Raw genomic sequence first — 23043 nt, 5'->3', positions numbered from 1 at the left:
AGTGGTCCGCTCAGGGCGTGAGCAGGCGGACCGGTTCGCCTGCTGAGCAGGCGAGGATGTCGGCTAGTGGGTCGCGGTAGAAGATCTCGTATGCGTCGGCGGTGACGTAGCCCAGGTGTGGGGTGAGGACGGTTCGCGGAGCGCTGCGCCATGGCGAATCGGTGGGCAGCGGCTCGGTGGAGTGGACGTCCAGGGCGGCGTCGCCCACCGTCCCGGCGTGCAGTGCGGCCAGCAGTGCCTTCTCGTCGACGACGGGTGCCCGGGAGGTGTTGATCAGTAGTGTGTCCGGCCGCATGAGGGCGAGTTCGTCGGTACCGATGAGGCCGACGGTGCGTGGGGAGAGCCGGATGTGAAGCGTCACCACGTCCGAGGTGGCCAGCAGGATCCGTTTGCTGACGGGTGTGACGCCCAGTGATTTCGCGTGCCCGGGATCGAGGTGGGCGCTCCGGGCGACGACGTCCATACCGAAGGCGACCCCGACCTGGGCCACGCGACTGCCCACGCCGCCGAGGCCGACAACGCCCAGGCGGGTCCGCGCCGCGCGGCCGCCTCCGTGTCGATGGCAGCGTTGGCCGGGCCCGTGGTCACCAGCAGGCGCAGGTTCGGCAGATGGCTACGACCACATCGAACGGCTCCAGCGTGGTGATCACCTCCCCGGTACTGCCCAAGTGCTCGAAGAAGTAGGTCAGGTGGGCGCCTTCGGGCAGGGAATCCCAGGCGGCGTACCGGTGTGCTGTGTGCTGGTAGTCGTCCAGGATCGCCACTCGGCGGATATCAGGCATGAGCGGTCTCCTCGCCGTGGGCGTGGGCGTGGGCGTGGACGCGGGCGCGGGCGCGGTCCGCGCCAGGTGTACGGGCCGCGTTCACACTTTCGTCCGCCGACGGGTCGGCGAGCGGTTCCGCGGGGCTCGGACGGAGCAGTTCCAGGGACCAGATCGCGAGGCCGATCAGCGCGATCACCGCTCCGAGCGCGGAGACCCCTGCCCAGCCCACAAGCGGATACAGCGCGGCCGTCAGTGCGGACGTGACAGTGCTGCCGGCGAAGGCGGAGACCATGAGCGCTGTGGTCACCCGGCTGCGTGCGTGCGGGATTCGGCGGTACAGGACGCTCTGGTGGCTGATCAGTAGTGCCTGCTGGGCGAGGTTGAGCGCCACGATGCCGACCATCAGCGCGCTCAGACCGAGCGGGCCTCCTCGGCCGGCGAAGACGAGCACGCCCCAGCTGCCGGTCAGTACGATCAGCCCGCCGGTGGTCACCTTGCGGGCGCTACCGCGGTCCGCCAGCCGTCCGGCCGCCGACGCGGCGGCTGCCCCCACGACCCCGACCAGACCGAACAGGCCGATGACCGCCGGACCGTACCCGTAGGCGGGGCCGGCCAGCAGGAACGACGAGGCGGTCCACAGGACTGTGAAGCCGCCCATGCCGACCGCGGCCAGAGCCATCCGACGGCGCAGCAGCGACTCGGTGCGCACCAGCGTCACCACCGATTGCAGCAGTTGGGGGTAGGGCGTCTTCGTGGTCGGCGGGACGAGAGGCAGAACCAGGCGCAGGGTGATCGCAAGAACCGCCATGACGCCCGCCGCGAAGACGAACACCAGCCGCCAGTCCCCGAATTCGGCCAGTACCCCGGAGACCGTTCGCGCGAGCATGATGCCGACCAGCAGGCCGCTCATGACCGTCCCGACCACCGCGCCGCGTTCATGGTCGGCGGCCAGAGTGGCGGCCATCGGCACCACGATCTGCGCCACGGCGGAGGCCACCCCGACCAGCGCGACCGAGGCGTACAGCGCACCCAGCGAGGGGGAGGCCGCCGCACCGATGAGAGCGACAGTGCTCAGGGCGAGCAGCCCGCTCACAAGACGGCGCCGCTCCAGTACGTCACCCAGGGGCACCAGCAGTGCCAGCGAGAGCGCGTAGCCGATCTGCGAGGAGGTGATGATCAGACCTCCGGCCCCCTCGGAGACACCCAGAGCCTTGGAGACGACGGGCAGCAACGGCTGCGCGTAGTAGATGTTCGCGACCGCCGCGCCGCACGTCATCGCCAGCAGCAGCACCATCGCGCGGCTCAGCGGGGAGCGGACGGCAGTGCCGCCCTTTCTGAATTCTGGATCGTTCATGCCGGAATGGTCGTCCTGGTGCGACGTGCTGGTCAAGCAGTTTTAGATCGATCGATCCGTAAGTGATCAGGGTCACTGCGGGTCGTCGGCGTCCGGGCTCTCCGACGCTTGGCGCTTTGTAGAGCAGTTGGTCCAATATGGGAGGAGCGCTCCCCGTGCCGGAGCGCTCGTCTTGTGACGCAGGAGGTCCATATGCCGCCAGTCGGCCGTCCCCGCGCTTTCGACATGGAGGCCGTACTAGAGGCCGCGATGCTGCTGTTCTGGGAGCAGGGCTACGAAGCGACCTCGCTCGCACAGCTGAGAGCCGCCACCGAGCTGTCCTCTGCGAGCCTGTACGGCGCCTTCGGCTCGAAAGAAGGGCTGTTCAAGCAGGTCGTCGAGCACTACATGGACGGGCCGGGCGGCGCTGTCGACGGCATCGAGGACGAGACGGTCAGCCCGCGAGAGGCCGTGGCCGGCCTGCTGCACCGTTCGATCGACATGCAGGCCGACTCGTCCCATCCCACCGGCTGTCTCATCGCCCTGTCCGGCACGATGCGGGCGCCGGGGGAGGATCACGCCGCAGTGCGCGCGACCGTCGCGGCACGGCGTGCGGCCGACCGGGAGCGCATCGGAGCCTGCGTGGAGCGAGGCGTGGCCGCGGGCGAACTCGATGCCGATGCCGACGTCGCCGGGGTGACCGCCATGATCCACAGCTTTCTCCTCGGCCTCTCCACGCAGCTGCGCGACGGGGTGGCCGCAGCGACCCTGCACGCGGCGGTCGACGTCCTGCTGCTCAATTGGCGCCGCGCATAGAGAAAGCAGTCGGCCTGCGGGTCCCTTCGGTCGCTTGGGCGGCGAGGAAGTGGCCGGCGAGGCGGCTGACATTGTCGAGGGCTTGGTGGCGGACAGAGGGCTCCACCACGTGACCCGTCCGGCGTGGACGCTCTGCTGTGGGTCCAGCGGGACCGGCCGACGACCGACGGCCGACCGAGCGTCGAGCGTGGCCGTGGGTGTGGGGGCCCGGGGCCTTGCTGGATGCCCGCCTCGAGGGCGCACCGCTGTCTCAGGAGTCGATTGCCATCTCACTGCCGGTCGAGCAGATACATCACCGAATTCTTCGGGGGAACCTCGATAGGTGATGGGATACGGTCGGCGCGTCGAACACGCGTTTCGTCGCGATGCTGGTTGACGGGCCGGGGGCGAGGGCCTGCGGCTGACTTGTGAAGGCGGCTGTTGCGATGCTGACCTGGCGGGTACGGGGTATGCCCTGGAGGGCGAGATCCGGAAATCAACCGCCGCCCGCACGGCGGCCGGGCGGCGTCACCAACGTCATGGCCTCCTACAACTGCGTCTTGTGCAGGGTGGCCGAGGGTGTCACGCCGTGGCGTTGACGGTAGGCGGCGGCGTACCTGCTGCGGTGGGCGAAGTCCCAGCGGTAGGGGGGAAGAGACCCAGCTGGAGTGGCACCCTTGCGGCCCGAATACAGGCGGGCTGCTGACCGGTACGAAATGCGTTCAGCGGACGTCGTACTCAGCCTGCGCTTGTGGTGCTGCTTCACGCGGGCCCGAAGTGACCGGGGGAGTAGAGGTGACTGTTCTTGCAGCCGAGCATGGGTTGTCCGAGCGCAGTGGTGGTGCGGCCCTTTCTCCAAGAGAGACATGCGCGAGCGAGCTGCGCATATCACCTCAGCTAGGCACGCGTCACACCTACTGGTGGGACGCTGCCGGTGGGAGGCCGATCTCACCAGGCTCGTCCGTGACCGGTCTTCATCGAGTACGGCCGGGTCTGTCACAGATGGCTCCGGAGGCGAGTCCCTTTCTGTGGGGCTACCGCACGGGTATGGCGATCATGCCGCCAGGCGGGTGCCGCGGCGCCAGATGGCGCGGGTGTTGAGGGTGTCGCTGATGTTGCTGGTCGGGTCGCCGTCGACCAGGAGAAGGTCGGCGCGGAGTCCTTCGGCGATGCGGCCCCGGTCGCTGAGGCGGAAGCGGCGGGCCGTGGTCGCAGTGGCGGCGCGAAGGGCCCGTGCGGGTGTGAGGCCAGATGTCACGAGGTATTGCAGTTCGTGGTGCAGGCTCGCTCCGTGTGCCAGGCCCCCGAAGAACGTCTCGGGCATGGAGACGTCGGTACCGGCCAGCATGTCGACGCCGTCGGCGTCCAGGGCGCGCACGGTGTCGTACACGTCCTCGAGTTTGCCTTGCGGGTAACGGTTGTAGCCGGAGCGCAGGGTCTGGTCCCACTTGTTGCCGAGGCGTGCGGCGACTCGGGGATCGTCGGCGAGTTCGCTGCCGGTGATCCCCATCATCGAGGCATTGAGAGTGACGCAAGGAATGACGAACATGCCCCGCGTCCTTGATGACGCCGATGATCTCGGCGGTGTGCGGCTGGTCCATGAACACGTGGGTGAGGCCGTCGATGCCGGCTTCGGCGGCCACCGAAGGAGAACCGGACGAGGTTCATGGAGTTCTGCCGCTACCTGCGCAGCCCCTGCCCGTCGGAGATCCGCATCGCGATCGTGCTCGACAACTTCTCCCCGCACCTGACCACGAAGAAGGATCGCCGGGCCGGCGACTGAGCCACGGCCCACAACGTCGAGCTCACTTACACGCCCACGAACAGTTCGTTGGCCGAACCGCATCGAGGCCCCCGCTCACGCGCTGTGACAGGAATGGCGCTGCCGGATCCCGAACAACTTGGTGTGCGGGGCCGACGGAACCGGGTAACGTCTTGGTCATGTTCTTCCAGACGCCGATTTACGAGTGAGGGAGTGACGGGCCCTTGTTGACGTCCTTCGATGTCGCCGCGCCCGTCCCTCACCGATGAATCCGTAGGCACTTGACACTATTTCGGGAGAACCCGTGAGCAAGAACATCAATAACCCTGTGGGCATGGGCGGCGGCAAGCGCAAGAGGCTGTCCCGTGCCGAGCGGCAGAACAACGGTCCGCACCGCAACCTCGACCGCCGGGGTGCCGCCGACCAGAAGGCGGAGCTGGTGCGCAAGATGCGCGAGAAGGTGGGCGCGGCCGAGGGCGACGCAGGGCAGACGAGCGACGACACCGCACAGAGCTGACGCACCGCCGCCGCGGGGCGGCACCACATGGGGCAGGGCTCGGGCCGCGAAGCGCGGTCCGAGCCCTGCTGCCGTACCGGGCGTGGCCGGTCCCGGTCAGCTTTCGGCCGAGCACCCGCGTCTCAGCCACAGCCCGCGGTACGTCCCTGAATCTGGTGAGACACCGGGGTGCCGCGGCTACTTCGGCGACATGGTGTGCCCTCCGGTAGAAGTTGCTTCGTAAAGTTCAGGCTTCGTCCGCGCGCGCACCTCTCCGTATGGGCATGGATGCCCGGGCCACCGCACAGCCACGCTGGACCAGCAAAGGCTGGTCTTCGTGGCGGAGACGGACATGCGTGGCGGGCAGCCGCTCGACGAACACCAGCTTGTGGCGTGCTCCGGCTCCCATCGCTCGTCGCCTCGGACCTTCCGAAAGTGGGTGTCGCTGAGCGGCCCACAACGGGCCGCGTCACGCGATGAGTACAGAAACCACGTCCCTGCTCAGGCCGGTGATCCGCGGACGGTTGACGAGCATGGCGCGGATAACGCTCCCGCTGAACCGACCAAGCCGCCACGCAGTCTGCTGGCCAACCGGACCGCCCGAACAACGAGACCGCGGACACACCCTGTATGAGCGGCTTGCGTACACATACGCGGGCCTGTACTGCAACGAGCCCGGCGGCCCCGTTTGCGACCTGCTCCGTCTCCAAGTCTCAGCCAGTCAGTTCCGGTTGCCCCCATCGGGATTGACGGGGCGCAGAGGGCGGACGCATGGCGCACCGGGCGCGTGAGACGGCGTGTACTCATCCCATCCGTACACCGGCTCTGCTCCAAGGGCTTCCGGATGTGCGATCACGCGGATTGCCAGCGTGCAGTCATTTCCCTTTGATCGAGGTACGGAGCGATGTCATCCAGTTCGACGCCAGCCCCCCCCCCCCTTTCTGCTCGGACGTGTCCAGGCCCCGCGCAGATTATGCGTTCAGTCACTCGGAGGTTGACGGTTGTTGGCGGCGTTGTTTGAGCGGATGGTGGTGCGGGGTCCGGATGTGGTTGCGGTTCGTGATGCGGGTGTGGTGGGTGGGGAGCTGACGTATGGGGAGGTGAATGCGCGGGCCAATCGGCTTGCCCGGTGGCTGGTTGCGCGGGGTGCCGGGCCGGAGCGGTTTGTGGCGTTGGCGTTGCCGCGCTCGGTGGATCTGGTGGTTGCCTGCGTGGCGGTCGCCAAGACCGGGGCGGCCTACCTTCCGGTGGATCTGTCTCTTCCCGCCCGGCGCATTGAGTTTGTGTTGGCGGACGCGGATCCGGTGCTGGTGGTGACCGTGCGGGCCGCGCTACGGCAGCTGCCTCCTGAAGCCGTCTCGTCGCGGCAGCAACTGGTACTCGATGATCCGGAGGTGGTGCAGAGCCTGCACTGCCTGGACTCGTCCGACCTCAGCGATGAGGAACGCGGCGCTCGTGTGTTGCCGGGGCACCCCGCTTACGTGATCTATACCTCCGGCTCCACCGGACACCCCAAAGGCGTCATCACCACGCACCGGGGCGTCGAGGCCCTGGCTGCCACGCAGCAAGAGCGGTGCGCGCTGGTCCGGTCCAGCCGGGTGTTGCAGTTCGCTTCGCCGACCTTCGATGCGTCCTTTTGGGAACTGTGCATGGCACTGCTGTCCGGTGCGACTCTGGTGGTGGCTCCGGCCGAGCGGCTGCTGCCAGGGCCGGAGCTGGTCGGACTGGTCACACAGGAACAAATCACCCACCTGACACTTCCTCCGTCCGTGCTGGCCGCCCTGCCCGACGACGGCCTGCCGCCGGGCGTCACGCTCATCGTGGCCGGCGAGTCCTGCCCCGGAAACCTGGTGGCGCAGTGGGCGCCGGGACGGCGGATGCTCAACGCGTACGGCCCCACCGAAACCACGGTCTGTGCCTCCGTCAGCCTCCCTTTGACCGGGGCAGGCTCGCCTCCGATCGGCCGACCGGTGCGTGACGCGGACTGTCACGTACTGGATGCAAAGCTCGAGCCGGTGGTGGCCGGGGCGACGGGAGAGCTCTATGTGACGGGGCCACTGCTGGCTCGTGGTTATCTGGGCCGTCCGGTGCTGACGGCACAGCGGTTTGTGGCATGTCCCTATGGTCGGCCGGGGGAGCGGATGTACCGTACCGGGGATCTGGCACGGCGCAACGCCGACGGGGACCTGGAGTTCATCGGCCGGGTCGATGACCAGGTCAAGGTGCGCGGCTTCCGCATCGAGCCGGGCGAGGTCGAGGCCGTCCTCGCCCGCCGGCCAGGCATCGCCCAGGCCGCCGTCATCGCCCGGGAAAGCAGCCCCGGCACCACACACCTCGTCGGGTATGTGAAATCTGGCGGCGGCCAGACGCCGGATACCGACTCGCTGCGCCGACGGCTCGGGGAGATGCTGCCCGACTACATGGTGCCCTCGCTGCTCATCGCACTGGAGGCGCTGCCGCTGACGCCGAACGGCAAGGTGGATCGCGCTGCACTTGCCGCCAGACCGGTAGAACGTTCCCTCCAATTCCAGGGACCGGCCCCCCACGGCTGTGTGGAGGAGCAACTGGCCGGGTTTGTCGGTGCGGTGCTCGGTGTGGAGCCCGTCGGGGCCGAGGACGACTTTTTCGCATTGGGCGGCGACTCCCTTTCAGCCGCCCGCCTGTTGCACCGTATTCGCGCCCGGTACGCCGTGGACCTGCAGCTCAGAGAGGTGTACGAGACACCGACCGTTGCGGGACTAGCGGCAGCCGTGCAGCGCTCCGAACGCTTGAGCGGCGGACCGGAGCTGGCTCCCAGGGAGCGACCGACCGTGCTGACTCTCTCGCACGGGCAGCGCCGCCTGTGGTTCTTGAACCAGATCGCGGAGGCCGCCCCAAGCTATGCGATTCCCTTGACGGTACACCTGCGCGGCACGGTGGACCGGGACGCCCTGAGGGCCGCGCTGGGCGATGTGGCCGCGCGCCACGAGAGTCTGCGCACCCTGTTTCCTGCCACCTCGGGGCTGCCGCGCCAGGTGGTGCTCGAACCGGAGTGCGCCCGCCCGGTGCTGAACGTGCGCGTCGTCTCCGCGGCCGAGGCGGGCACGTGCGTGGAGGCCGGCGCGCGGCGGGGCTTCGACCTGACGCGAGAGCTGCCGCTCCGTGCCGAACTGTTTGAAACCGCTCCGGACGAAACCGTCTTGTTGCTCATCGTGCACCACATCGCCTGCGACGGTTGGTCCGCAGCACAGCTCTGTGCGGATCTCGCGGAGGCATACCGGGCCCGCTGCGCCGGACGCGGCCCCGACTGGACCCCACTGCCCGTACAGTACGGCGATTACACGCTCTGGCAACGCGAACTGCTCGGCAGCGCGGACACTCCGACGAAGGACACGCGGCGGCACCTGTCCTATTGGAGAGACACGTTGGCGGGTCTGCCCACTGAACTCCCCTTGCCCGTTGACCGCGCGCGCCCGACGGTGCCAAGTCACCGTGGCGCACGGGTCCGCGCGGCCTGGCCGGACCAGATGCACCGCAAGCTGCTCGACCTGGGACGCCAGAACGACACCGGCCTGTTCACCGTTCTTCAGGCCGGGCTCGCCGGGTTGCTGACCCGGCTGGGAGCGGGGACCGACATCCCGCTGGGCACGATCGTTGCCGGCCGGAGCGCTCCCGCTCTGGACCACCTCGTAGGTTTCTTCGCGAACACGCTGGTGCTGCGCACCGATACCTCCGGCGCCCCCGCCTTCCACGAGTTGATCCGCCGCGCACGGGAAACGGCCTTCGCGGCCTTCGATCACCAGGACCTGCCGTTCGAGCGCGTCGTGGAAGCGGTCAACCCCGCACGGTCTCTGCATCGCAACCCCCTGTTCCAAGTCGCGCTGGTGGTCCAGAACAACCCCTCGCCCCAACTGGACCTGTCGGACGGCACCCATGAGGGCACCCAAGTGCACGTTGCGCACAATGGGTCCGCCAAGTTCGACCTGCTCTTCGAGTTCTGGGAGCGACGAGGAGCCGACGGCCGCATGACCAACATCGACTGTGTGGTCGAGTACGCCACCGAGCTGTTCGAGCGCGAAACAGCGGAGTGGTTGCTCGGGTGTCTGGAACAGTTGCTGACCGCCGCGGCAGCCGACCCCGCGCGGCCGGTCAGCACCTTGGACGTCGAGGGTCTGCGCCGACGACCGCGGACCCTCCCTGCCCCTCAGCACGCCGTCACCTGCTCGCCCCGGGAACCGGCGGTACTGGCGGCGTTGTTCGAGGGGGTGGTGGTGCGGGGTCCGGATGTGGTTGCGGTTCGTGATGCGGGTGTGGTGGGTGGGGAGCTGACGTATGGGGAGGTGAATGCGCGGGCCAATCGGCTTGCCCGGTGGCTGGTTGCGCGGGGTGCCGGGCCGGAGCGGGTTGTGGCGTTGGCGTTGCCGCGCTCGGTGGATCTGGTGGTTGCCTGCGTGGCGGTCGCCAAGACCGGGGCGGCCTACCTTCCGGTGGATCTGTCTCTTCCCGCCCGGCGCATTGAGTTTGTGTTGGCGGACGCGGATCCGGTGCTGGTGGTGACCGTGCGGGCCGCGCTACGGCAGCTGCCTCCTGAAGCCGTCTCGTCGCGGCAGCAACTGGTACTCGATGATCCGGAGGTGGTGCAGAGCCTGCACTGCCTGGACTCGTCCGACCTCAGCGATGAGGAACGCGGCGCCCGTGTGTTGCCGGGGCACCCCGCTTACGTGATCTATACCTCCGGCTCCACCGGACACCCCAAAGGCGTCATCACCACGCAGGCGGATGTCGCGGCGCTCGCCACCGACAGCAGTTTCAGCGGTCAGGCGCACCAGCGGGTACTCCTGCACTCACCACACACCTTTGATGCGGCCACCTACGAACTGTGGGCACCGCTGCTGCACAGCGGACGCCTCACGGTGGCACCGGACGGCAGGCTGGGCATTCTCGAACTGGTCCGCCTCATCACCGAGGAGGAGATCACCGGACTATGGCTCACGGCGGGACTGTTCCGGCTGCTGGCTGAGGAAGCACCGGAGTCTTTGTCGGAGGTCCAAGAGGTGTGGACCGGAGGAGAGGCAGTACCGGTCACTGCGGTGCGGCGAGTGCTGGAGCACTGCCCGAACACCACCGTGGTCAATGGTTACGGACCGACAGAGACCACGGTCTTTGCCACCCGCCACCACGTGCGAGCAACCGGGCAGCTCGGGAGGACGGTGCCCATCGGCCGCGCGCTGGACACGATGGCCGTGCACCTGCTGGACGAAGGCTTGCACCAGGTTCCCGCCGGGGAAGTGGGTGAGCTCTACGTGTCCGGCAACGGGGTCGCCCGCGGATATCTGGGCCGTCCGGTGCTGACGGCACAGCGGTTTGTGGCATGTCCTTACGGTCGGCCGGGGGAGCGGATGTACCGTACCGGGGATCTTGCACGGCGCAACGCCGACGGGGACCTGGAGTTCATCGGCCGGGTCGATGACCAGGTCAAGGTGCGCGGCTTCCGCATCGAGCCGGGCGAGGTCGAGGCCGTCCTCGCCCGCCGGCCCGGCATCGCCCAGGCCGCCGTCATCGCCCGGGAAAGCAGCCCAGGCACCACACACCTCGTCGGGTACATCGTGCCGGCCCATGCCCTGCAGGCGGACACGGACGCACTGCGTCGGGCGCTGCGGCGCGAACTGCCGGAACACATGGTCCCGTACGCGCTGGTGCTGATGCCCTCCCTGCCCCTCGGGCCCAACGGAAAACTGGACCGCGCCGCGCTGCCGGTCCCCCGTGAGGCGGACACGTCCGATATACCTTCGCAGGCTTCTTCGGGTGCGAAGGACGGTGCCCTCGCACTGGAACCGGTGCTCAGGGAGATCTGGTGCCAGGTCCTCGATATCGACACCGTAGGGCTGGACACCCTGTTCTTCGACGCGGGGGGCGACTCGCTGGCCCTGATGCGCATCCAGGCGCGCATCACTGCGCGTCTGGGTTTCGAGCCGAGCATGGCGGACCTCTTCGAGTACCCGACCATCCGGCGCTGCGCGTCCTGTCTGGCCGACCGGCTCGCCCAGCGGGAGACACCCGAGACGGCGGTCTCAGGACGCACCAAGCGCCGCACCGGGGCCCTCAGTGTCCCGGACTGCGACGGCATCGCGGTGATCGGCATGGCGGGCCGGTTCCCCGGGGCACAGAACGTCGACGACCTGTGGCAACTGCTGTGCGACTGCCGCGACGGCATCACCCGTGGCAGCCCCCGTCCATCCGACGAGACGTGGGTAGCAGCGGCTGGGCTGCTCCCTGAACTGCACGGCTTCGATGCTCCGCTGTTCAACATGAGCCCGGCGGACGCCGCAGTCATGGACCCCCAGATGCGGTTGTTCCTGGAGTGCTCCTGGAATGCGCTGGAGCACGCCGGATACCCACCGCAGTGCGAGTCGCTGCCCACGGTCGGAGTCTTCGGCGGCACGGCCCTGCCTCGTGAGTGGCTGCACCGGTTCGCCGCTCAGGGCGCCGCTCCGGGCTCCGCAGAAGAGCACCGGTTGCTCAGCGGCAACCCATGGATGTACCTCGCAACCCAGACCGCGCACCGGCTCGGCCTCACCGGCCCGGCGGTGACGGTGCAAAGCGCCTGCTCCACCTCCTTGGTAGCCGTGCACCAGGCCTGCAACAGCCTGCGTCGGCAAGACTGCTCCATCGCACTGGCCGGTGGCGCGACACTGCTCACCGAACCGGGCTACCGCTACGAAGCGGGCAGCATCCTCTCACCGGACGGACACTGTCGCCCCTTCGACGCAGACGCCAAGGGCGCGGTGCCCGGCAGCGGGGCCGCAGTCGTGGTGCTCAAGAGGCTGACGGACGCACTGGCCGACCAGGACACGGTCCACGCGGTGATCCGCGGATCAGCGGTCAACAACGACGGCGCGCGAAAGGCCGGCTTCGCCGCGCCGAGCGTCGCCGGTCAGCGGGACCTTCTCATAGCCGCCTGGAGCGCCGCAGGCCTCCGCCCCGAAAACATCGCTTACATCGAAGCCCACGGCACCGGCACCGTGGTGGGAGATGCGGTGGAGATACGCGCACTCGCCCAGGCCTTCCAAACCCTGTCCCCACCTGTGGGGCGCTGTGCCCTCGGCTCGGTGAAGAGCAACCTCGGTCACCTCGACGCCGCTGCCGGAGTCACTGGACTGGTGAAAGCGGTGCTGGCGGTCAAGCACGGCATCATCCCGGGAACACCGCACCACCGCCGCCCGAACGCCGAACTCGCCTGCCAGAGCACTCCGCTGTACGTCAACAGTGCAACCATCCGCTGGCCGCAGGACGAGCACCAGACGGTGCGCACCGCCGGGGTGAGCGCGTTCGGCATCGGCGGGACCAACGCTCACGTGGTCGTCGAGGCTGCTCCCGCCCAGCGGCCGTCCGCGCCGCCACCGGGCCCGCAGCTGCTGCCGGTTTCCGCTCGAACGGATGCCGCTCTCAAAGCCACGACGCGAAGGCTGGCCGCACACCTGCTCGCCTCCCCCGAGGCCGCGCTGGCCGACGTCGCCTACACCCTCAGGCACGGCAGAACCCCGCAGCCGCTACGCCGAGCCGTCGTCGCCGCAAGTGCCGAGCGGGCAGCGCGGGCACTCGAGCACCAGGAGCCCGCTGCCTTCACCGGCAGCCCCGACCCCGATCGTCCACGCCGACTGGTGTTCATGTTCCCCGGCGTTGCCACGCACCAGCCGGGCACGGGACACGATCTCTACAACCGGGAACCGGTCTTTCGCGCGGAGATCGACCGTTGCGCCGATCGTTTCGCGCAGGAACTCGGCACGGACATCAGAGCAGTGCTCCTTCCGAAGCCAGGACACCAGCTCCGGGCTGCCGAGGAGCTGTTGCGTCCCTCGAGGAACATGGCAGCGGTCTTCGCCACCGAAGTCGCACTCAGCCGCCTGCTGGCGTCAAAAGGTCTTCACGCCGGGGCCGCCGTGGGCCACAGCCTCGGCGAGTACGCCGCCGCCTGCGCGGCCCAGGCACTGGCCGTCGAGGACGCCATCGCCTTGGTTGCGCTGCGTGGGCGGCTGTGCGACGAGCTCCCCCCGTCCGCCATGCTCAGCGTGCCGCTCCCCTCGGAAGAACTCGCTCCGCGACTGGGACCGCACCTTTCGATCGCGGTGGTGAACGGCCCACAACACTGCGTGGCGGCCGGCCCCGACACGGCCATCGAGGACCTCCGACAGACCTTGGCCGCACAAGGAGTCGAGGGCCACCGCCTGCGTATCGCCGCCGGTCTGCACTCACCGCTCGTGGAACCGGTCATGGACCAGCTCGCTGAGCGAGCCGCCACCATGCCCATCCAGGCTCCCCGCATCCCTCTCATGTCCAACGTCACCGGAACCTGGGCAACACCATCCGTCATCGCCGACGCCGGCTACTGGGCGCGGCATCTACGCAGCACCGTCCAGTTCGGCAAGGGACTGACCACGCTGCTCGGCGACGACGACACCGAACAGCTGCTGGTCGAAACCGGCCCCGGCCAAACCCTGGCCACTTTGGTGCGGATGCACCCTCTCGCAGCGAACGCCGCTCTGGTGGCGACTGCACTGCCTACGGCAGGAGACAGCGATCGCAGCGAGACCGCGTCCGTTCTGGACACGGTGGCCGCACTGTGGTGCGCGGGCTTCGACGTCGACTGGGCCGCCTTCGACGCGGCCAAGCCCCGCCGACGCGTCCCCCTGCCCACCTACCCATTCGACGGTGCGGGTGGACCTTCCGGCGAGATGCCCAGCGTCATCCCGGTACGACAACCAGCACCCACCAATCCCGTGTCCGCCGTCAGCCGTGCGCTCGTCAGCCAGAGCGTGGCGGAGATCTGGACCGAACTGCTCGGCGTCGAACCGGCGCACGACGCGGACCACTTCTTCCGCAGTGGTGGAGACTCACTCCTCGCCGTGCAAATCAGCAGCCGCTTACGGCAGGCCCTCGGCATGACCGTCAGCACCCACACACTTCTGGAGCATCCGACTGTCGGAGAGCTCGTCGACCACTTGGTCCACGTAGCCGAGGCGCGTCAGGCCCCCCGAAGCCCGGACAGGCTCCTGGTGACGGTGCAGCAGGGTTCCACCGGACGCATCCCGATATTCATGGTCCAGGCCATCGGCGGAACCGTCTTCAGCTACCGCGAACTCGCCGCAAGCATTGGCCCCGAACAGCCGATGTACGCCTTCCGCGCGGCCGGACTGGAAGACGGTGAGGAGCCCTTCGACAGCATCACCGCCATGGCAGATCGCTACGCGCAGGAGCTTCTGAGTAACCGTCCGGCCGGCCCGTACATCATCGGGGGCCACTCATCGGGCGGGGTCGTCGCCTACGAGATGGCACGGCAACTGATCAGCCGTGGCGCCGAACCCCCACTGGTGCTGATGCTCGATACGGTGACCGTCGCACAGTCCCAACAGCTGGGCATCAGCACCATCCCCGACGTTCGTGTGCTGATCGACGCATTCCAGGAGATCGCCCCGGAACCCACCGACGCACTACGGTCCGCCATCGAAAACGATCCACGCGTACGCGATGTCGTCGTGCGGACCAACCTGGCTCTCTCCCGCTATCAGCCGGAACCATGCCCCGCCGACCTCGTCTATGTGCGGGCCGCCGACCGGGACCAGCTCCTCGCCCCCGATGCCCATCAGTGGTGGGCCGGGTACTGCCAGGGCGAGATGACCGTCCATCACATTCCCGGAAATCACTTCACCATCATGGAACCACCGTGCGTGCTCCAGGTCGCCAGCCTGCTCGCCCGCCACCTGCCCGACCCAGCGCAATGACCATGACCGAAGGGACAGTCATGCCCGAGCGCCACCTGTCTGCCGACGTCCTCATCATCGGCGCCGGACTTGCAGGACTGACCGCGGCGATCTCCCTGCAACAGCAAGGAAAACGAGTGCTGGTCCTGGAGCGCCGTGAGAGCGCAGGCGGCCTGTGCGGAACCACGCGCATCGGGAAGTACGAGTTCACCCTCGCCTGCAACGACTTCGGCTCCGGTATCGAGCGGGTCATGGCCCAGCTCGGCGTCAGCGTGACGTTCCGCAGGCGCGCCACACGGTTCCACTGCGGGCGGGAAAGCTACACACTCCCACCGACCGGCACCACCTTGATCAACCTGCTGCGCCACTCCCTGGATGCCGGCAGGCTCCTGCGCGCCCTCCGCCGTCCGTCCACAGATGACCGTTACGAATACCTCGGACCGCTGCTCGAAGCCAGCGTGCGCAGTCAGCCCTTCGCTGACTACCTGTCCATCGCCGCGTATGCCTTTGGATCGGCACCCGACAGGTACCCGCTCCAACAGTTCCGGCAGACCTTTTCCAAGGAACTCGATTACGGATACGACAGGACCACAATTCCTCTTGGCGGTCCCCAGGCACTGATCAACGCCATGACGAAGCGGCTCGCTGAACTCGGAGGCGAGCTCGTTCTCGGCACCCGCGTCCATTCCCACGCCACCTCGGACGGCCTGAAGATCGCCCACACCGACCGAGACACCTACCGTGCGCGGCATCTGATCACCAGCGAGGGACGCCTCAAGGACTACCCACCCGAGACGGCTCCCAGTCTCGCGGCCGGTATGTTACGGCTGGCCACCCATTCCGATGTGGTCTTCCCTGAACACATTCATACCCTGGGCCACTTCCCCGCCGGCGCCGCACATTGGCTGTACCAACTCGAGACCGGGAGAATGCCGAAGGCCTTCGGCTTCCACGTGGTCCCGTGCACACCCCCGGGTGTCCGAGACCACCGCACGTTCAATGTCTACTTCCTCTGTCCCCGCGGCATGTCCGAGCCATCTGCGGACACCATTCATGGGATTCAGGATTACATATTCGAGCGCCTCTCGTCGATGCTGCCCAGCCTGACGGACAAGGTACTTCTTCAGCATTTTGTCTCCCCGGGTCAGTTCGCCGAGGCCCACGGACTATCGACCGAGCTGGTTGCCGCCGTGGCGCCGCCCACGTTCAGCAAACCAGAAATCTACGACGAGGAGTCCGATCTCTACCACGTGGGCAACACCGTGGGACCGCCCGGCCAGCATGCCGGGGCCGCGGTGCGCTGCGGCCTACAAGCCGCTGAAGCCGTCATCATGGCCGAAACACGGAAAACGGGGGACCCAGCTTGAACGACCAATTCGACGCGCTGGGGCCCTCTTATGAGGAAACAGCCGAACTGCCTCTGCGTCGCTATCTCGAAATGCCCGGAATCCTCGCCGCCGTGGGCGACGTACGAGGACTGTCCGTCCTGGACGTCGGCTGTGGCAGCGGTATCTACACCCGTTGTCTGAAACGCTCAGGCGCTCGCCGTGTGGTGGGCTTGGATGTCTCTCCCGGCATGGTGCAGGCCGCGCGTGAACGCGAGAGGCAGGAGCAACTCGGCATCGACTATGTTCTCGGGGACGCCGTCGGAGCAAAGAGTCTGGGCACGTTCGACCTCGCTGTCGCCGTCTACGTGCTGCCGTACGCCGAGACGGAGAATCAGTTGCGTGCCATGTGCCAAGGAATCGCTGGAGCGATTTCCGACCACGGCCGCTTCGTGACGGCTACCTCCAACCCGCATCTTTCTGCCGACCCGAACTGGTATGCCCCCTACGGATTTACCGTCCAGTGTGCAGCCACACGGACTGACGGCACCACCATGACGCTCGCCGCCGGCGCGGGAGATCTCCGCTTCAGCGCCACCGCATACCACTGGACCCGCGAAACGCACGAACAAGCCCTCAAGCAAGCAGGGTTCGGTGAACTCATGTGGAAAAGTCCGCAGCCCACGGAAGAAGGACTCACCCGGCTCGGCAGCGCCTACTGGGAGCGGTACATCGCCTGTCCCCACTCCCTCATCCTCGACTGCCGAAAGAGCCGCAGTCCGATCGACCCGAGGAAGCCTGCTTGAACTTACCGGGAACTGGGCTGGGATGAGGGAGTTGAGTAAGTCCAGGCCGAAGGTGTCGAGCGGCCGGTGCAGGTCGAGTTCGACGGCGTCGATCTGCACGATGTCGGCCTGCGCTCTTCGGGTGATCGCGCTCAGCAGGGCGTGCCGGACCCGTCGTGGGGGCGTTGGGCAGATACATCCCCACGCCTTGGCCACAGCGGCCGGCCCTTGACTCTGGAGTGCTCCGTGAAGAAACCCTCCGCGCACCTTGCCGCCCTCGCCGTCCTGGTCTGCACGGCGCTAGTGCCCTCCGCCGCTACGGCTCAGGCCTCGAAGTCGGGGGCGCCGCTGCCTCCGCTGCAGCTGAAGGGCGGCACGCCGTTCGACTACTGCCTCACCGACACCGCCCAGAAGGCGCTGGCCGACGCAGGTGTCACCTTCGGCGTGGTCGCCCCCGCGACTCAGGTCACCGTGAACGGGCACCCGTGCATGCACGCCGTGCTCGACAGCGGCGAGCTCAACACTGACCTGTCCGGCCTCACTGGCAAGGCCCGCGGCGGCTTCACTCTCCAGCACAACGGCAAGCGCGCCGAGTTCAAGGACATGGCGCTGGTGATGAAGCTCGACCGCACCGCGGTCATCACCACCGAACACCTCGGCAAGCGCATCGAAACCCTCACCACCGGCGCCGAGGGAGTCAAGATCGCCCTCACCAAGGTCAGCGCCGAGAACACCCCCGTCAACCTCGCCGGCCCCGCCGCCGACGCCATCACCAGCGAGCTCGGCACCAAGTCACTCGCGGCCGGGCAGCAGCTGTTCTCCGCCACCCTCAGCTTCGACGTCCTCCAGGGACTCACCGGAGCCAAACTCGGCTTGTAGCACGAGCGCGACCAGACCTGCCGGTTCCGAAGATGAGGGGGAGAGGAAGTTGAAGGCCCGGGTCAGCTGTCGGTCGGCTTCCTGGGCCGCGATCAGATCGGCCGGGCTCTCCTCCTGGGCCGCGGTACTCGACACTGCGCTGTCAGCAGGGCCCTACACGGCTTCCCACAGGGGGGCGTTTGCCTCCGGCCTGGCCAAGCGGCCCTATGACGTCCGGCACGCCGGGCCAACCGCCCCATTGAGCGGTCGATGAAGGCTTGGTATACCGACGGCTGCGGAACTTCGCCAGCGTCTGCCCGCCCCAGCAGACCAAGCTCCTCGTCTACCTCAAGGCCGACCCGAAGGAGGTCGACCTCGTTCCCGGCTTCACTCGGGACGTGACGGGGCTCGGCCACCACGGCTCGGGCGACCTGGAACTGCAGCTGCGTACGGAGCGCGACCTGGAACGCACTGAAGACCTTCTCCGCCTCAGCTAGCGTCCGAATGTGGCGTCAGCGCAGCGGGTCGTTCCGCAGGTGCGCCGGCAGCTGCCGGTATAGCCGCCGTTGGGCCGCATAACCATTCTGGCCATCTGTGAACTCGCGGGCGCTGAGCCCAGGAAATGGACCATAGTTCCAACTCACTTTCACAGTCACCACACCGTCGTCCGGAGCCACAGGCTGGTCCTCGCGATTACTGCCGGCACGTGATGCCTTGGTAGGGACCGGCACTGTCCCAGCGTTAGTGGAGTCGCCATGACCGTTGGACAGTCCACTCGTTGGGGTTGGTGGTACGAGCCCGCTGCACGGTGGCCTCTTGCATGCTTTGGGTCCTGGGGACCTGGGACGAACTGAGGCTCGTGCGACGTGCTGGTGAGCAGGTCCAAGGGCTGGATCGGGCGGCGGCGTACAGCCCCCGGCCGGTGCCAGGCAGAGGGCCTGCAGTGTCAGCAGGCTTTGTTGGCATCGTCATGGATTCCCATGAGATTCGTGAGCTGCACCGTGACACCGACCGGGCCGTCGTCATCGTTTCGTACCTAGTCGGACAGGGTTTTGGTATTTGGGGCAGACACGTTGCAGAGATCGAGATTGGGCGCGAAAGGCGCGGGCTGCGGAGAGCAGGCCACGTTCGGGCTGCGCCTCCAGTGGGGCCGGCGAAGGGGCTGTATCGGTGCGCAAGTGGTGGCCGCTGGTGGCCATCTGCCTGGGGACGTTCATGTTGCTGATGGACGTAACCATCGTGAACGTGGCGCTGCCGGCGATCTCGTACGACTTGCGCGCCTCGATCTCCGCTTTGCAGTGGGTCATGGATGCCTATGCGCTTGTACTGGCGGCGCTGTTGCTCACGGCGGGGGCGTGTGCGGATCTGCTGGGCCGACGCCGGATGTATCTCACCGGTTTGACCGTCTTCGCTGCCGCGTCGTTGGTGTGCGGGCTTGCCCCGAGCGCGGGGGCGCTGGTGGTAGGCCGTGCCTTGCAGGGGCTGGGTGGAGCGATCATGTTCGCTACCACCACGGCTCTACTGACGTCGGTCTATTCGGGCCGTGAGCGGGTAGTGGCATTCAGCGCGTGGGGTGCAGTCAGTGGTTCCGCCACGGCCACGGGACCGGTGCTTGGAGGTCTGCTCTCCCAGAGATGGGGCTGGCCGACGATCTTCTTGGTGAACCTTCCGGTCGCTGTGCTGACGATGGCGCTCGCGCGTCGTGTCCTGCCGGAGTACAAGAGCGCCGCGGGCCGACGCTTCGATGCGCCGGGTGCTGTGACCTTCACGGTCGCCGCCGGCGCTGTTGTCGCAGGGCTGATCTCCAGCTCGGAGAAGGGCCGGGACGACGACGGAGTGCTGGCTCTTCTCGCCCTTGGCGGAGTGGCTCTCCTCCTGTTCCTCGTGGTGGAGTTGAGCAGCGCCCAGCCGATGCTGGACCTGCGGCTGTTTCGCCGTCCAGCCTTCTCAGGGCTGATGCTGTCGGCACTGTTGTTGCAGGGCACGGCGTTCGGGCATCTGGGCTACACCTCGTTGTGGCTGCAGTCCTCCTTGCATATGCAGCCGCTGGCGGCCGGGCTGGTTCTCGCACCGCTGAGCCTCTCGGGTCTGCTGGTGTCGAGCCTCGGGGGGCGGTTCCTCCAGGGCCTGCCGGCACGCGTGCCGGTCAGTTGCGGTCTCCTGCTCATCGGTATCGGGGTCCTGTCCCAGGCGATGGTCGGTCCGCACTCGGGCTGGACGGCGCTGCTGCCTGGCCTGGTCCTCACCGGGATTGGCGCCGGCGGGATGATCCCGCCCCTGACGGCAGCGGCCCTCGCGTCGGTTCCGCAGTCGGAGGCTGGAACAGCCAGTGGCGCAGTCAATACGTTTCGGCAGCTGGGTCAGGCCATTGGCGTGGCGGTGTTGGGCAGTGTTTTCGTCCATGCCGCCGGCCCCAGCCTCGACCATGTCACCGACAATCCGCTGCGCGCGGCGGCGGCGGTCGGGAGCGGACAGAGCGACCGGTTCATCGATGCCGCCGCGCCGAACCGTCGCGGGGTTGTGGCCGATGCGGTCCACGCTGCGTTCGTCAGCGGTCTGCAACAGGTGTTCCTGATCGCGGGGTCGGCCGCAGTTGTCACCGGCATCGCTGCATGGTTCTTGCTCAAAGACCTGGATCGTGACAGAACGCCGGCTGCCGCCGAGGGCGCGTCTACTGGTGCGTCGAATCGCGGTCCTGAACCGCCTTTTGCAGCTGGGACCGTGACTCCTCCTTAGACGCCGCATCACCAAATGAAACGGCGTCTTATTGAGCGGGGACAGTCGGGAACGCCGCACTGGCGTGCACGCGTGCGCCTTCTGGATTCTGCTGTGTAGCAGGGGCATGGAGAAAACTCGGCGCCCAGCCTCGTCGAACAGGTTCGGATGACGAAATCGGCCGCCACAGACCAGGACAGTGATGCGATGGCCATTGCTTGCCCATTCCGGGCGGGGCGCGGCTGGGTTTCGGTGGTGGCCACGAAGTGCGCCGGGCGCGCGTGGGAGTTGAGGGGCTGCGCCGCCGCCGCTCGCTGAGATCAGTGAACGGCGCCGGGTTCGGGAGTGCGGGCCGCGCGGTGCGGGCAATTCCGCGGTGACCGCCCCGGGGCCGCCGCAGCCGCAGTCGGGGCTGTCACGCCGGACGCGGCATTCCCCCGCGAGCGTCCAACGCACTTCCCAGGAGAGCTTCATGGAAAAGCAGAACCGCCAGGCATCGGGTCCAGCCACAGAGAACGACCCGACGAGTCAGTCATATAATTGGGCCATCACTCCACCCCGGCGTCAGCGAAAGGCCGGGGGGCAGATCCTTTCAATCAATTCTGGAAAGTGTGTCGATGCGGAATGGACGCAACGTCGCGGTCGCACAGCCATCGAGAAACGGGCGCTGACCTCTTCCTGCACCGTCACTGAACTCGGAATCCAGGGGGACGAACAGGCCGCAGATTTTCACGGCGGAAGACTCCAAGCCGTGTACGCGTACGCACGGGAAGACCTCGACTGGTGGTCGGACGAGCTTGGGAGGCCACTGCGGAACGGCATGTTCGGAGAGAACCTGGACCTCACGGGATTCGATGTCAGCGGCGCGGCACTCGGCGAGCGGTGGCAAGCCGGTGAGGTGCTTCTGGAGGTAATGGCACCGCGCATGGCCTGTGGGACGTTCGGCGCCTGGATGGGGGAGACGGGGTGGGCCAAGCGCTTCAACGATGCGCGCCGCCCCGGCGCTTACCTGCGGGTCGTGAGAGAGGGAAAGCTGTCGGTCGACGATTCGGTGCACATGGTGTGGCAGCCGCAGCAACGTGTGACGGTCGCCGAGTCGGTCGGGGCCATTCTGGGCGATCACGAAGTGCTGCGCCGCATCCATGCCCTTGCGGAGCAGGTTCCCGCCTGGGACAAGACGGCGATGATGTTCCACGTCTCGAACCGGACCAATGCCAAGGCCAAAGGCTCAGGCGAGACACTCACTTCCGTACCCCCGGGGGCGGGGTGAACGTGGCATTCGAACTGCACGACGACTTCAACGCACAGGACCCGCGGCTCGCCCTCGCCGAATCCGCCAAAGGCTGCCCCTACCGCTGGGAACCAAAGAAACAGACGCTGTATGTTTTTGGCGCTGAAGAGGTGCGCAGCATTCTCATCAGCGACGGATTCTGGAGTGAACGCTCGGATGACTGCAGGGGCAGCCAACTGAGCAAGGCGGAGAAAGAGCGGCGGGCCAAACTGCGGGAATTCTACGGCTTGTGGCCGATCTTCTCCGACGGCGATCGCCACAAATGGGCCCGGCACGTCACGATACGCCTGCTCCGCGATACGGCCACACCGGAGCTGTTCGGCACGTTCGAACGGCTGGCGCATGAGCTGCTGTCCGAGGCCGGAGAGGATGCCTTTGACTGGACCGAGCGCATCGCGCAGCCGTTGGCCCACGAGGCGGCAGCAGCCTTGACTGGGCGACGTGACACCGGCCAATTGCTCGATCTGACAGGCGCCGTCATGCACGAACTGGCCGCGCCGGACATCGACACGACGCGAATCGATAGGGCCCTGGAGGCGGTGGACAGCATCCGAGACTGGCTGGGCGCACACCTGCAGCACCCCACATCCCCCGTCATCGCCGGGCTGGCGAAGGTCTGGCACGGCGAGAACGCCGGACCGGACTGCGCAACCGCCTTGCTCACCCAGCTCGTTACCGGCTCCTACGAGCCGACCCTGACCGCCCTGTGCGTAGCCGGAGAGCTGAACACCACCTCGATCAATGCCGAATTCCCAGTGCAGAACCTACGAGAGGAGGTATTCCGGCTAGCGACACCGTTCCGCTTCGCGAGCCGCTACGCCCGCCGACCGGTGTCCATCGGCCCGCACCGGCTCGGCACCGGCGACAGAGTCACCGTCTGCCTCGGCACCGCCAATCTCGACCCACGTCTCTACCCCGAGCCACTGGAGATCGCCCAACGCCGAGGAAGGCCTCACTCCTTCAGCTTCGGCCTGGGTAAACATCTCTGTCCCGGCGCCCCGATGGCACGTGCCGTGGTCGACGCTCTCCTCACGGCCATGATGCGGCTCGATGTCCGGTTCGCTGTGGAGAAGGTGGAGCGAGAGCCAGAACTGCCCATGCTGCGCTACCGCCAGCTGAAAGGGCGACTGCGCCCGGCGGCCCGGAAGGCCCGGCCGGCATAAAAGGCGCGCAGACCCACGG

At 67.5% G+C, this 23043-nt stretch carries 12 protein-coding genes and 3 pseudogenes; 11 read left to right on the top strand and 4 right to left on the bottom strand.

Annotation, left to right across the window (positions count from 1 at the left end):
- Window positions 1-10: 10 nt before the first annotated feature.
- From NOO62_RS03645 to NOO62_RS03635, 3 genes are all read right to left on the bottom strand, one after another.
- On the bottom strand, window positions 11-502 hold the full coding sequence (locus NOO62_RS03645) for an NAD(P)-dependent oxidoreductase (RefSeq protein WP_268769434.1): 492 nt from the start codon (window positions 500-502) through the stop codon (window positions 11-13).
- A gap of 82 nt (window positions 503-584) precedes the next feature.
- Entirely contained in the window at window positions 585-782 is a 198-nt protein-coding gene (locus NOO62_RS03640; protein WP_268769433.1) for a hypothetical protein, read from the bottom strand.
- A complete protein-coding gene (locus NOO62_RS03635) occupies window positions 775-2118 on the bottom strand; it encodes an MFS transporter (RefSeq protein WP_268769432.1) in 1344 nt (447 codons plus the stop codon). Before NOO62_RS03635 ends, NOO62_RS03640 begins: the two co-directional genes overlap by 8 nt.
- Window positions 2119-2343: 225 nt before the next feature.
- Here NOO62_RS03635 and NOO62_RS03630 point away from each other — a divergent pair, with 225 nt between their 5' ends.
- Entirely contained in the window at window positions 2344-2913 is a 570-nt protein-coding gene (locus NOO62_RS03630) for a TetR/AcrR family transcriptional regulator (RefSeq protein WP_268769431.1), read from the top strand.
- A 1033-nt stretch (window positions 2914-3946) separates the two neighbouring features.
- Here NOO62_RS03630 and NOO62_RS03625 read toward each other — a convergent pair.
- Window positions 3947-4532 (bottom strand): annotated as a pseudogene (locus tag NOO62_RS03625) (amidohydrolase family protein); the annotation flags it as partial.
- Window positions 4533-4534: 2 nt separating this feature from the next.
- Between NOO62_RS03625 and NOO62_RS39230 the strand changes: the two are divergent.
- From NOO62_RS39230 to NOO62_RS03580, 10 genes and pseudogenes are all read left to right on the top strand, one after another.
- Window positions 4535-4760 (top strand): annotated as a pseudogene (locus tag NOO62_RS39230) (transposase); the annotation flags it as partial.
- Window positions 4761-4958: 198 nt separating this feature from the next.
- The gene (locus NOO62_RS03620; protein WP_268769430.1) at window positions 4959-5171 is read left to right on the top strand and encodes a DUF6243 family protein; all 213 of its coding nucleotides are present in this window, start codon (window positions 4959-4961) and stop codon (window positions 5169-5171) included.
- Between the two features lie 983 nt (window positions 5172-6154).
- Window positions 6155-14908, top strand: a complete 8754-nt coding sequence (locus NOO62_RS03615) for a non-ribosomal peptide synthetase/type I polyketide synthase (protein WP_268769429.1) — start codon at window positions 6155-6157, stop codon at window positions 14906-14908.
- Between the two features lie 20 nt (window positions 14909-14928).
- A complete protein-coding gene (locus tag NOO62_RS03610) occupies window positions 14929-16254 on the top strand; it encodes a phytoene desaturase family protein (RefSeq protein ID WP_268769428.1) in 1326 nt (441 codons plus the stop codon).
- On the top strand, window positions 16251-17018 hold the full coding sequence (locus NOO62_RS03605) for a class I SAM-dependent methyltransferase (RefSeq protein WP_268769427.1): 768 nt from the start codon (window positions 16251-16253) through the stop codon (window positions 17016-17018). Before NOO62_RS03610 ends, NOO62_RS03605 begins: the two co-directional genes overlap by 4 nt.
- Window positions 17019-17243: 225 nt before the next feature.
- Window positions 17244-17876: a hypothetical protein gene (locus NOO62_RS03600; protein ID WP_268769426.1), complete on the top strand. Its 633-nt coding sequence runs from the start codon at window positions 17244-17246 to the stop codon at window positions 17874-17876.
- A 263-nt stretch (window positions 17877-18139) separates the two neighbouring features.
- Window positions 18140-18352: pseudogene (locus NOO62_RS03595) on the top strand (transporter); the annotation flags it as partial.
- 673 nt (window positions 18353-19025) lie between these two features.
- Complete coding sequence (locus tag NOO62_RS03590; RefSeq protein WP_268769425.1) at window positions 19026-20591, top strand: MFS transporter; 1566 nt, start codon at window positions 19026-19028, stop codon at window positions 20589-20591.
- Between the two features lie 451 nt (window positions 20592-21042).
- Window positions 21043-21840 (top strand): MOSC domain-containing protein, encoded by a 798-nt coding sequence (locus NOO62_RS03585; protein ID WP_268769424.1) that lies wholly within the window; start codon window positions 21043-21045, stop codon window positions 21838-21840.
- Window positions 21837-23024 carry a cytochrome P450 gene (locus NOO62_RS03580; protein WP_268769423.1) on the top strand — a complete coding sequence of 396 codons (1188 nt, stop codon included), beginning with the start codon at window positions 21837-21839 and terminating at the stop codon, window positions 23022-23024. Before NOO62_RS03585 ends, NOO62_RS03580 begins: the two co-directional genes overlap by 4 nt.
- Window positions 23025-23043: the final 19 nt, after the last annotated feature.

Source organism: Streptomyces sp. Je 1-369 (assembly GCF_026810505.1).
In the GTDB taxonomy this organism is placed as follows: Bacteria; Actinomycetota; Actinomycetes; order Streptomycetales; family Streptomycetaceae; genus Streptomyces.
The sequence above is the reverse complement of the archived record's forward strand: the minus strand, read 5'-3'. Positions and strand labels throughout refer to the sequence as shown.

What these genes read in the sequence shown, in the direction of transcription:
- NOO62_RS03640 (WP_268769433.1), bottom strand. Translation starts at nt 782, where the DNA reads ATGCCTGATATCCGCCGAGTGGCGATCCTGGACGACTACCAGCACACA.
- NOO62_RS03635 (WP_268769432.1), bottom strand. Translation starts at nt 2,118, where the DNA reads ATGAACGATCCAGAATTCAGAAAGGGCGGCACTGCCGTCCGCTCCCCG.
- NOO62_RS03630 (WP_268769431.1), top strand. Translation starts at nt 2,344, where the DNA reads ATGGAGGCCGTACTAGAGGCCGCGATGCTGCTGTTCTGGGAGCAGGGC.
- NOO62_RS03610 (WP_268769428.1), top strand. Translation starts at nt 14,929, where the DNA reads ATGCCCGAGCGCCACCTGTCTGCCGACGTCCTCATCATCGGCGCCGGA.
- NOO62_RS03585 (WP_268769424.1), top strand. Translation starts at nt 21,043, where the DNA reads ATGGAAAAGCAGAACCGCCAGGCATCGGGTCCAGCCACAGAGAACGAC.